This window comes from Thalassotalea hakodatensis, assembly GCF_030295995.1.
GTDB classification, from domain to species: Bacteria; Pseudomonadota; Gammaproteobacteria; order Enterobacterales; family Alteromonadaceae; genus Thalassotalea_C; species Thalassotalea_C hakodatensis.
The window spans coordinates 1,809,257-1,821,915 of the sequence record NZ_AP027365.1 but is presented as its reverse complement, the minus strand read 5'-3'; the positions used below and the strand labels follow the sequence as shown (position 1 = coordinate 1,821,915).

The 12,659-nt window shown below is 39.5% G+C and carries 8 protein-coding genes; 4 read left to right on the top strand and 4 right to left on the bottom strand.

Annotation, left to right across the window (positions count from 1 at the left end):
- Positions 1-11: 11 nt before the first annotated feature.
- The 4 genes from QUE72_RS07965 to QUE72_RS07950 form a co-directional block, all read right to left on the bottom strand.
- Positions 12-3,296 carry a TonB-dependent receptor gene (locus QUE72_RS07965; protein WP_286272627.1) on the bottom strand — a complete coding sequence of 1,095 codons (3,285 nt, stop codon included), beginning with the start codon at positions 3,294-3,296 and terminating at the stop codon, positions 12-14.
- 323 nt (positions 3,297-3,619) lie between these two features.
- A complete protein-coding gene (locus QUE72_RS07960; protein ID WP_175573108.1) occupies positions 3,620-6,319 on the bottom strand; it encodes a glycosyl hydrolase family 18 protein in 2,700 nt (899 codons plus the stop codon).
- A gap of 209 nt (positions 6,320-6,528) precedes the next feature.
- A complete protein-coding gene (locus QUE72_RS07955; protein ID WP_139302595.1) occupies positions 6,529-6,939 on the bottom strand; it encodes a hypothetical protein in 411 nt (136 codons plus the stop codon).
- Positions 6,940-7,084: 145 nt separating this feature from the next.
- Entirely contained in the window at positions 7,085-8,269 is a 1,185-nt protein-coding gene (locus QUE72_RS07950) for an acetyl-CoA C-acyltransferase (RefSeq protein WP_286272622.1), read from the bottom strand.
- Positions 8,270-8,521: 252 nt separating this feature from the next.
- On the opposite strand from QUE72_RS07950, the gene QUE72_RS07945 reads away from it, so the two are divergent.
- The 4 genes from QUE72_RS07945 to QUE72_RS07930 all read left to right on the top strand — a co-directional run bounded on the left by QUE72_RS07945 (position 8,522) and on the right by QUE72_RS07930 (position 12,659).
- Positions 8,522-8,917, top strand: a complete 396-nt coding sequence (locus QUE72_RS07945) for a MerR family transcriptional regulator (RefSeq protein WP_074498547.1) — start codon at positions 8,522-8,524, stop codon at positions 8,915-8,917.
- 55 nt (positions 8,918-8,972) lie between these two features.
- Positions 8,973-10,142, top strand: coding sequence for an isovaleryl-CoA dehydrogenase (locus QUE72_RS07940; RefSeq protein ID WP_286272618.1), 1,170 nt, complete (start codon positions 8,973-8,975; stop codon positions 10,140-10,142).
- Positions 10,143-10,227: 85 nt separating this feature from the next.
- On the top strand, positions 10,228-11,835 hold the full coding sequence (locus tag QUE72_RS07935; RefSeq protein WP_286272616.1) for a carboxyl transferase domain-containing protein: 1,608 nt from the start codon (positions 10,228-10,230) through the stop codon (positions 11,833-11,835).
- Positions 11,836-11,843: 8 nt separating this feature from the next.
- Positions 11,844-12,659, top strand: coding sequence for an enoyl-CoA hydratase/isomerase family protein (locus tag QUE72_RS07930; RefSeq protein WP_286272615.1), 816 nt, complete (start codon positions 11,844-11,846; stop codon positions 12,657-12,659).

The following is a 12,659-nucleotide window of genomic DNA, read 5'->3' as shown; positions in this document are numbered from 1 at the left end:
ATCACTTATCGTTAAAAGCTCCCTCTAAGCGTTAACGCATAACGACGGTCTGTGGTAAAAGTAAAGGCATTAGTTAAGGTACCTTCCTGATTTTGTTGATACTTAGTGTTGGTATCTTCGCCAAGTACATTACTCACTTCAAAGCCTACTTTAAAGTTGTCAGTAAGGTTGTAGTGAATGCTGAAATCCATGAGGCCTTGAGCTTCTGAATACACAGGTACAAATTCAGTTGACTCACGTAGTGCCAATAAATATTCCGAACGCCATGTGTAAGCTAAGCGTGCTGAGATACCTTCATATTCATACATACCAACAATATTTACGTTTTGATCAGAGTAACCTACCAATGGTAAATCGCTGAACTGTCGGAAAGTATTACGTCCGTCAGGTGCTTCTAGCGAGCCATTCGAGAAACGTGATTGTACCGATGGGTTTTGATTTGGATCTTCAAGTCCATCTTGGTCGATAAAGGTATAATTCAACTGTAAGCCTAAACCTTTCCATGCACCAGGAAGCATATCGTAGAACTGGGTATATGAAACTTCATAACCTTGAATCGTTCCAGAGCCTTCATTACTTGGGCCATAAGCTGATACGGTATAGTCTTGACCATTCGCTTCAACCGTTGATGCGAAGGATTTATTTCGAATAATACCGTCTAGTTTTTTATGAAATAAACCAAACGTTAACGAACCTGTTTCTGAAAAGTACCATTCAGCTGTTAAATCCAAATTCACTGATTCTTCAGGATCTAAATACGGGTTACGTGCATTAGCTGTTATTTCAATGTTTTTGTAGTCAACAACAGGGTTTGTCTCTTCATTTTCTTCTAGATTAGGATCTTGAAGCACGCTTTCAGCATTTAAACTGACAAACATTTTGTTCACTGAATCTGTTAAACTCGGGAAGTAAATCCCTTTTGACGCACCAAATCGCACAACCACATCATCGCCAATACCAAAGTTTAGGTTTAAACTTGGCAGCACTGTTGAGTAGTTATGTTCTACCGTTGAGAAAAATGCTTCACCGGTAGATAAACTGACAAGCTCAGGGTAAAGATCTTCCCACACTTGACGTCGAGCAGTCCCTTCTTGGCTGACAGATGCAGGTGCAGGTAGTGTAACGGCACCTGTCGATTCAAGATCATAATCAACTGAACGTAAGCCAACATTACCGGTCAAATAAATATCATTCGATAAATCAACTTCGAAATCTGCACGTAAGTAAAACTCTGTACGTTGTGTGTTAGTTTCACTGATATGGCGCGCAGCAAAAGGTCCATCTACCCTGCCGGTCATATCTTCGTACGGAATCGCACAATCTCCGCTTTGATCCCACGCATTATCGAGTGAGAAATACGTACCGCAACCATCACGTAATGTTTGATCAAAATTTTCGGTAAGATTCATCCTTGGGAATAAATAGCTAGTGAATGGGCCTTGTACGGTATGACCTCGGAAATGATCTTTAAATTCAACACGTTCAAATAGCTCAGGTGCAACTTGTGGTGAAGAAAGGTAGGCTTCGTCCGCTTCCCACCGTTTGTTCAACGGCTGCCAACCTTCGTATTCCGTATTTCGAGCAATTAAATTTTTGTCTGAGTAAAACGCGCCAGCATAAACTTTGGTAAACATGCCCTTTTCAATGACATATTCTAGATCAAGTTTAAAGGAGTCTGATTCAGCATCATTTACTTCTAGCTGTGGTAAACCTGAGTATAAGCTCAATACTGGATGGGTATATTCAAGATCGCCTTCATCATTTGTTATAGGACCTTCAACATCTGGTGGGTTAGAGATACCACTGTTGAGAAATTCCACCGATGGCGTTTCATTACGAAGATCTAAGAAAAACGGCGCATATTGATCAGTATAAGCACCACCACGAACTGAAGCCGTTAGTTGATAATTATCAACAGTGCGTTCAGAGTCAACGTTTTGGTAATCAAAGTGAACCGTTAAGTTATCGGTCGCTTTAAACCTAACATTAATAGACGTATCTGCAATCTCGCTTTCTGTATTGTTATAACGAGAAGAAAAGTTATGGTGATATTGACCTGTTGTTAAATCACCAACACCTGATGTTACATAACCATTTTCATCAACCGTTAATGGATAACGATTGCTTCCTGCACCCCACTGGATACCGTCTGGCACAGCTGATACGAAGCCACGTTCACCATTAAAGATCACATATTCGCGCCAATCTAACGATGCTTTCGAGTAAATATGCTCTACCGTCACTAACGTTCTTTCATCTGGGCTTTCCCACTGCACTGATGCGGTTAAACCGGTGCGTTTACGCTCATTTTCTGCCGTTGTGATCGTCAACGCTGCTGGCGTATAATAAGTAACACCATCTGGTTGACCCTCTACTGGGCCGCCTTCATATGGAGGAACATAATTTGCCTCATCTTCTTCGGTATAAAGACTTGACGGTTCACAAGTTCCGTCCCAAGACTGCACTGAAAGCGAACAAGGACCGTCCCAATAGCCAGCTACTATACCTGGTCCCCTCAACTCGCCCCAGTTTTCATAATGAAATGGAACAGGGCCTCGACTATGATAATTACCTAAACCAAAACCATCACCTTTAGTTTTAAATTCAGATCTAGAACCCGCAACTAAAATGCCCCATTTACCTGAATTTGTTTCCCAGCTATCAGACAGTAACATATTAAATGAAGGTGTTGCCTCTTCACGATAATCGCCATAATTTGCTTTAGCGCCAAAAGCAAACACACGCTCATCAGAGTCAAACGGTTTACGCGTAATAAGGTTAACGGTACCTGCAATACCGCCTGAAATTAGATCAGCGGTTTGGTTTTTAACAACTTCTACAGCTCCTAGCAATTCCGCCGGAAAGTCTTCATAACTTAACCCACCGTTTGGATTTGCACTAAACGCGCCTCGGCCATTAATTTCACTACGTACGCGATCTAAACCACGAACTAACACGCCTGTTCCTTCATCCGCAAAGTGCTTAGGATCATCTGAAGCAGCAAACCGTTCAATAGTAACGCCCGGAACGCGTTGTAAAGCTTCAGTTACTGATTTATCTGGCAATGCACCAATATCTGTCGCGGTAATAACATCCTTAACCGTATCAGCCATACGTTTAAGGTCTTGAGCTGAAGCAATACTTTTTCGTATTCCCAATACCTCAATAACTTCAACATTTTCATCTTCAGCTTTTTTGCTGTCTGTTTCTTCTTGATAAGCGATGGCAGAATGCGAGTAAGCTAACGCACTACAAACGGCTATCGATAATAAGTTTTTATTGAATTTTTTAGTCATGTTCCACTCTCATTTGCTTATAGTTTTTTTAATGGGCGCTTTGGTGTTATTAACATACTCGTGCTCGTTACAATACTTGCTTAGTTTTTCTGCATATTATTAACAACATTTGACAGCGCTGTCACCCTGATTTTGACTATATCAAGCACAATGACACAAGGATATATCAACAAACGGCTCATATCATGAAATGTAACAAAACAAAAAACAAATGATTGTTTTATAAGGTTTTTTTGTTTATTCCTATTGCTTTGACATTCATGAAATGTACTAGGATTCAATAAAAATAATGGTAACAGGAGAGGTAAAATTGAATATAAGTATTATGAAAACCACTGAGGAAAATGCTCTTTAAGCATCGGAACATAGGTTCTGCTTACCGGTATTTTTACTGAACCAATTTCAAGTTCAAACTTCAATTTAGCTACTGTATTTATTCTATCCACTTTTTTGGGATTCACTAAATATGAGCGATGCACTTGCACTAAGGCGACATCATCAAAATACTGCTTGATTGAGCGTAATCGCATGGAGATATAACGGGGTTCTTTAAGTGATTGAATGTAAATTCCCGTATAACCTGATTCAGCCTTAAGATACTTTATTCTATCTTTATAGCGTGTTAACTCATAAAGTTCTGCTAATATAGAAGGCTCTTTTAATAACGATTGAATCGCCTTTTGCACCATTAATGTTTGGTACACTAACACTTGTATTAATTGTTGTTCAGCTTCGCTCAATTTTTCCTGCGTAATAACTTCTACAGTAACGTCATCTGAATTAACCAATATTTCGTGCCGAGAGGTTAAAGACTCTTTGCCAAGTTTACTGACAACTTGTTCGTGGTGAAAAACGCGTACTTTCGCTTCTTGTTGTAATATGTCAATAAAGTACTGACACGCTTGTTCTAAACCTTTATAAATATCTTTACTCGGAGCTGCCGACATATTAAAGGAGGTTATCGCCGCAAATAACGTTGAATATTCCTCGATATGCGTTGAACTTGCATGAGGTATCACATCATGACTAGCTGATTCGTCTTCAATATTATCAGCGACTAAATTATCGGTTGATAAGGGCGAAAGGTGTTGATCAAATGTAAAGGCTAAAGAGCCAATATGCTGTTCATCATTCACGATAACATCATTATTAATAAGCACAGATAACAAGCCTTTTTCCCTATCCAAACGCATTGAGAAATCTAATAATTTAGCTTGATGAAATAACGTATTTAACCTTGTATGATTAATTTGATTGTTATCAGTGTTTACGAGTAATGTAATATTTAGCTGTATAGTTTGCTCAAGCGCAATAATATCTAGTGTTATGTTTTCGTTTGTGCTTTTCTGTAATATCACATAATCACATAAGTAATAAAGAAATTGCTGAAACCTGTCTGGATTCACAAGCAGTCTGGCTTTTATCTGTTTATTCCATGTTAATCGCCTATTACTTTCGACTTCTAACAAAATATCAACATTTTGAATGACTTGTTGAAGGCTAACAATTTCTTTAAATGATTGATTAACTGAAAAATTTAGTTTGGTTTCCGAAATAATAGAAGAAATAGGTAGTAATACTTCTGAAGATAATTTAGCAAGGGATTCAACCTGTTCAGTAGATAATAGTGCTTTTTCTTGTGCGCTTTTAGCGACTGTAACAACATTAAGTAAAGGCCATTCAATACTCTGCATCCAATACTGCAACCTATTAAACTGTTGTTTTTCATGAAATAATTCATTATTTTTTTTATTTTGCCAATAAACGAACATAACTAAGCCAATAAGAATAACAGCTAGCATTTGAAACAACACGATCAATGCATTACGATTTTCATGCCAAAACTGAATCAACTGATAATATCGACTTTTCAAAAAGTGGAACTGATCAAAAACATTAAATAATGCGGCATCGCCATGATGTAACTGGATAATTGCCACACCGGCCAGGTGGTTTTCTTTTACGTAGTCAGCTTTAGCCGCTATAGCTTTAGCGCCTTCATAGGTTATAAAATGTCCGCCATATTTATTAGGGTTATACACATAGTCTGTTTTGCCCACATCATCCCAATAATGTCGGTATTCGCCAGTAGCTAAGAAATACGTTAAATTCTTTTGATTGTATATCCCTGTAGCACCACTGCTTTTACTGTCCCAACTTCCCCAACTTAATGTTTGATGCGGTTGTTTAAAGCCATTATTTTTTGCTGGAACCCCTTCCCAACCAACAGCAAAAGAGGCAATTGAAATGACGATTTTTTCTTGTTTGACACCATACCCCACCATAGTACTTACAACAGAATCTACAGAGCGTTCACCTTGTGCAGCATAAAGTGCTGATTGCGGCTCAGCTAATTCCCCTATATCGCCTGGTAACCGTGTAACGTCAACTACAATAACATCAGCACTATTACTGAGTAAGCTTGCATCCCATGCATTTTCTAATGAGTAAGGTGCTAATACCGCTTGTAACCAACAATCTATGCTCATCTGTTCACACTGACGTTTAATTTCAGCGAGTAATAAATTTAAATGTTTACCATCTTCTTTACGGTAACTAGTAATTTCTGTGCTAGAAGCGCGATATATCGGAAACTGCCAGTCAATTTCAATTCCATCAAATTGATATTTCTGCATAAACTGTATCGCACTTTTTGCTAGCTTAGCTCTTCCATTTGGCGAAGCAGCTATTGAAGAAAAGTGCTCAGATCGCCCCCAACCACCAATGCTTATTATTGCTTTTAATTCAGGTTGACGTTTTTTTACCTTTGTTAATTGCCCAAAGCTACCGAGAAATCGATCGTTTCTATCAGCCCCTGGGTAAAGAAACTCAATATCAGCATACGAATCGCCAAGAATAACCTCACCATCTTTGGTTAAGTCGGCACTTTTATAGACAAAGTGTGTCATTAAATGTGTAGGTAGATCTCGAATATGAATGTTTGGGCTATAGACTGACCACTGTGAATAGTAGCCCATAATAACAGGTGGTTTATTCTGTTCAGCATGGTTTATCGCTGACACATTGGCAGTATATAATAGAAATATTGAACAAATAGACGAACAGAACAAGCGCAATGATTGTTTGTGAAAAAGAAAAGAGTCTTTAAAAGTTATTAACATTTATCTGAAATTGATGCATTTCAAAAGCATATATTATTTTAATTGTTCGTGTAGCATAACGAAAAACACAATTGATGTGAATAAATATTCCATATAATTGATTAATCATTTTAAATGAATGACAACCTTTGTTTTAAGGCAATCTCATTTAATACAATGGTTAATTTCTTATCTAAAATTGCTGCTAGTATAGATTTTTTTTGTTTCGCTAGTTCGATTTCTGTACCGGTCAATTGAACATAGCATTGATATTTACATTGTTCATCATGATAAGCAAAATGCACATCATCGGCTAAAACGATAAACTCATCTGCAACGGGAAATAGTTGTTTTGGAAAAAACGGCTCGCTATTAACCGAAAACTCAATGGTTAATTCCTGTTCTGGATCAGAAAACCACCCTGCGGTCATCGCAATAAAATTTAATTGCGCTTCTAATTTATTTACCACCGAGCTAATGTTAGCTAACGATTTTTTAGCTTCATCAGCAGCCTTAATCTCAATAGGTAGTGCTTCAGACATTATTGCAAGCATAGTGTTATAAAATTGACAGTTATAATAAGTACTATACGTTTATTCAAAAGCCATACCAACAAAAAAACCACTTAAAAAATTAAGTGGTTTTTAAAAGTCATTTCAATAACATCAATCAATGAATTTATAGCAATTAGATCATTTCTAACGCAATTGCCGTTGCTTCACCGCCACCAATACACAATGAAGCCACGCCTTTTGATAACCCTTTATTTTTTAACGCATGAATTAACGTTACCATGATACGCGCACCACTTGCCCCTAAAGGATGACCAAGCGCACATGCCCCACCATTAACGTTAACCTTTTCAACATCAAGAGATAAAGACTTAATCGCTAACATAGTTACCATGGCAAACGCTTCATTAATTTCCCAAAGTTCTACCTCATCAGTAGTCCAATTCGCTTTATCTAATACTTTTTTCATTGCCCCTACAGGCGCAACGGTAAATTCAGCAGGCTTTTGTGCATGCGTTGCATGAGCAACGATTTTACATAAAGGTGCTAAACCGCGTTTTTCAGCTTCTGATTGCTTCATCATCACCAAGGCTGCAGCACCATCAGATATTGAACTAGAGTTAGCCGCTGTAATGGTACCGTCTTTTTTGAACGCTGGGCGTAATGAAGGAATTTTGTCCGGACGAGCATTCCCCGGCTGTTCATCAGTATCAAAAATAATCTCGCCTTTACGTGATTTAATGGATACAGAAGCTATCTCTTGGTTAAAAGCACCACTGTCAATTGCTGCATTTGCTCGAGATAATGAGCGAATGGCATAGTTATCCATTTCTTCGCGGGTAAAGCTTGCTTCATCAGCAGTTTCTTGAGCAAAACACCCCATTGAAATACCATCATAAGCATTTTCAAGGCCATCAATCATCATGTGATCAAGCAATTGTCCGCTACCCATTTTAATCCCGGAACGGCCAGAAGCTAGTAGATGAGGAGCATTGGTCATACTCTCCATACCGCCAGCGACAGCAACATCGATAGAGCCAGCGATTAAAGCATCATGCGCTTGCATAGCCGCCTTCATACCTGAACCACAGACTTTATTTATTGTGGTGCAAACAGTTGAAAGATCTAAATCAGCTTCGAGTGCAGCTTGGCGTGCTGGTGCTTGTTTTAAACCAGCGGGTAATACACAGCCCATAACGACTTCATCAATTTGGTCAGCACTTAAGCCTGATTCAGCAACAGCGGCTTTAATTGCCGTTGCACCAAGGTTTGGTGCAGTTACCGCTGACAATCCACCTAGGAAGCCTCCCATAGGGGTTCGCTTAGCAGCAACAATAACCACAGGATCTTGCGTAGACATATTATTCTCCAAAAATTAAAACAGTGTCATTTGACTTGTTAAACAGACTAACTCAAATTTACGTTTACGCCAACGTTAACTTAAGCTTTCAAAAGCAGAAAAGTACCACACAGTGTATTAGAAAATTTCCACTATGCGTATCACACTATAGTCACATATGAGGAGAATAAGGTAGCCAAACCAAAAAGGAAGTTTACGTAAACGTAAAGTTCATGCTATGTTATCGACACTATTATTCATAATGGGTGCGAAATGAGCAAGAAAAATAATGCAACCTACTCTATTGGCGAGTTAGCCAAAGAGTTTGATGTGACGACACGAAGTATACGTTTTTACGAAGATCAAGGGTTAATTCACCCGACACGTAAAGGTCAAACAAGAATTTATAACCAAAGAGACAAAGTTCGTCTAAAGTTAATTTTACGCGGTAAACGTCTAGGTTTCTCATTAGCTGAAACAGGAAGATTGTTTGAGCTTTATGATGCCGATAGATCAAGTGCAACACAATTAACAACCATAATGAAGTTAATTGCCCAAAAGAAATCTGATTTGACGCAGCAATTAGAAGACATTCAAGCGGTATTAGTTGAGCTTGATGGTTTAGAAGAAAACTGTAAAGACGCGTTGCATAACATAAATAATAAATAATAAACGCAATATAACGCACCCATTGCTAGACAAATATTACAATTAAGGAAACAACATGATTTCGACATTTTCATCACTTAATTTCAATCTTGGCGAAACCGTTGAGATGATCCGTAGCCAAGTAAACGCATTCGCCCGCGATGAGATTGCTCCACGCGCTGCTCAAATTGATATAGACAACGAATTTCCTGCTGATTTGTGGCGTAAATTTGGTGATATGGGCCTACTTGGTATGACTGTTGAAGAGCAGTATGGTGGCTCAGATCTTGGTTATTTAGAACATGTTGTTGCCATGCAAGAGATATCTCGCGCTTCCGCTTCAGTAGGACTGAGCTATGGTGCTATGTCAAATTTATGCTTAAACCAGTTACGAAAAAATGGTAATCACGAACAAAAATTAAAATATTTACCTAAATTATGTACTGGTGAACATATCGGCGCACTCGCTATGTCTGAACCCAATGCAGGTTCTGATGTAGTCAGCATGAAACTTCGTGCTGAAAAGCAAGGTGATAAATACATTTTGAATGGTAATAAAATGTGGATCACTAATGGTCCAGATGCCCATGTGTTTATTATCTATGCCAAAACAGATGTATCTGCAGGTTCAAAGGGGATTACTGCGTTTATTGTAGAACGAGATTTCCCGGGGTTTAGTCGCCATCAAAAGCTCGATAAATTGGGTATGCGTGGCTCTAACACGTGTGAACTTGTATTTGAAAATTGCGAAGTACCCGCTGAAAACATTATTGGTGAAGAAGGCAAAGGTGTTCGTGTATTAATGTCAGGTTTAGACTATGAGCGCCTAGTATTATCAGGTGGTCCTTTAGGCATTATGGATGCTTGTATGGATCTCGTTGTTCCTTACGTACATGACCGAAAACAGTTTGGTCAATCTATTGGTGAATTTCAGTTAGTCCAAGGAAAAGTCGCCGACATGTACACACAAATGAACGCTGCTAAGTCGTACGTTTATATGGTAGCGCAAGCCTGTGACCGCGGTGAAACCACACGAAAAGACGCCGCAGCAGTCATTTTATATTCTGCAGAGTTGGCAACAAAAATGGCGTTAGATGCCATACAGTTACTTGGCGGAAATGGCTACATAAATGAATTTCCTGCCGGACGATTATTACGTGATGCAAAACTCTACGAAATTGGCGCTGGTACTTCAGAAATTCGCCGAATGTTAATTGGTCGCGAGCTTTTTAACGAGAGTAAGTAACCCTAAACGCAAGGCTGATAAAACCATAAGTCTTGCGTTGTTCACGCTAAATTTTAGTTGTTAATACAAATATTAAGGTAGCAACGTGGCTAAGATCATTTCAAAAATTAATTCAAGAAGCCCTGAATTCATCGAAAATGCACAACATATGCAGCTTCAAGTTGACGACTTAAAGCAAAAACTCAATCAAATAAAACATGGTGGTGGTGAACGCAGTCGTGATCGACATCTATCTAGGGGAAAGTTATTACCTAGAGATAGAGTTAATGAATTACTTGACCCAGGTGCTCCATTTCTTGAGCTATCACAATTAGCAGCTTATGAGGTCTATGATGATGATGTACCGGCCGCTGGAATTATTACCGGTATTGGCAGAGTGGGTGGTCAAGAGTGTGTCATTGTAGCTAATGACGCAACGGTGAAAGGTGGCACCTACTACCCACTAACCGTTAAAAAGCATTTAAGAGCACAAACCATCGCACAAGAAAACAATCTACCTTGTATCTACTTAGTTGATTCAGGTGGCGCCAACCTTCCTAATCAAGATGATGTATTTCCCGATAGAGAACATTTTGGTCGTATCTTTTTTAATCAAGCGACGATGTCTGCGAAAGCCATTCCTCAAATTGCCGTAGTTATGGGGTCATGTACTGCCGGTGGTGCTTATGTGCCAGCAATGGCAGATGAATCTATTATTGTAAAAGAACAAGGCACTATTTTTCTCGCTGGCCCTCCTCTAGTAAAAGCCGCTACAGGCGAAGTGGTTTCGGCAGAAGACTTAGGTGGCGCAGACGTACATTGTCGAACCTCAGGTGTTGCTGATCATTATGCACAAAATGATAATCACGCCCTCGAGTTGGCCCGAACTGCCGTTACAAACCTGAACCGTGTTAAGCCTGTTCAAATGGACATCAAGCCGGTAATTGAGCCAGAGTACCCTGTAGAAGATATTTACGGGATCATCCCAAAAGATACTAAACAGCCCTTTGATATTAGAGAAATTATTGCCCGAATTGTCGACGGCAGCGAGTTTGACGAATTTAAAGCATTATATGGCACAACATTGGTGTGTGGTTTTGCACGCATTTTTGGTTACCCTGTTGGTATTATCGCTAATAACGGTATTCTTTTTGGAGAGTCTGCACAAAAAGGCGCTCATTTTATTGAGTTATGCGCGCAGCGTAAAATTCCATTGGTCTTTTTACAAAATATCACTGGTTTTATGGTGGGCCAACAATACGAGTCCGGTGGCATTGCAAAACATGGGGCTAAAATGGTGACTGCCGTAGCCACGGCACAAGTGCCTAAATTTACCGTCTTAATCGGTGGCAGTTTCGGTGCAGGTAACTATGGTATGTGTGGTCGCGCTTATGACCCACGCTTTCTCTTTATGTGGCCAAATGCACGAATTTCAGTGATGGGTGGCGAACAAGCTGCCGGAGTACTCGCACAAGTAAAACGTGATCAGAAAGAAAAACGCGGTGAAACTTGGTCAACAGAAGCAGAACAATCCTTCAAGCAACCGATTATTGATACGTATGAACATCAAGGGCATCCCTACTATGCATCAGCCCGCCTTTGGGACGATGGTGTTATTGACCCCGCGGACACCCGACAAGTATTAGGTTTAGCTATTTCCGCTTCATTAAATAAAGCCATTGAAGAGACCAAGTTTGGTATCTTCCGTATGTAGGAGGCAACATGAATACACTTGAAAACTCTGTACTTTTTGATGTTGATCGTTATGGTGTTGCAACAGTAACACTCAACACTCCAGACAAGCATAACGCGTTTGATGACACTATCATTGATATATTAAAACGCTTATTCATTGATATTGCTAAACGCAGCGATATTCGCATTATGATTCTGGCCGCAAACGGTAAAAGCTTTTCAGCGGGTGCTGATTTAGCTTGGATGAAGCGAATGGCCAATTATAGTTTTGAAGAAAACCTAAACGATGCCAATAATCTTGCACAAATGCTACACGCATTAAACTTCATGCCACAAACAACCATTGCAAAAGTGCAAGGTGCGGCATTTGGCGGCGCTGTTGGCTTAGCTAGCTGTTGCGATATTGTCATTGCCAGTGACCGAGCTAGCTTTTGCCTAAGCGAAGTAAAACTAGGTCTAATTCCAGCTACCATCAGCCCTTACGTTGTCGCTGCCATTGGTCAAAAAGCAGCTAGGCGATACTTTCAAACCGCAGAAAGGTTTTTTGCTGAAAAAGCAAATCAACTAGGGTTAGTTGATGAAGTCGTCGATCTTGAAGCGCTCGATAACACTGTAAATGATATGGTTTCAACACTTTTAGCGAATGGCCCAGAAGCGATTCAACAAGCAAAACAACTCGCCTTAGATGTCGCTTTTCAAGACATTGACAATAAATTATTAGGTATTACCAGTGAGCGTATCGCCGCTATTCGTGTTTCCGATCAGGGTCAAGAAGGGTTAAATGCTTTTTTTGAAAAGCGTCAGCCACAATGGCAAAAAGTAGATAAGAATGAAGGACAATAA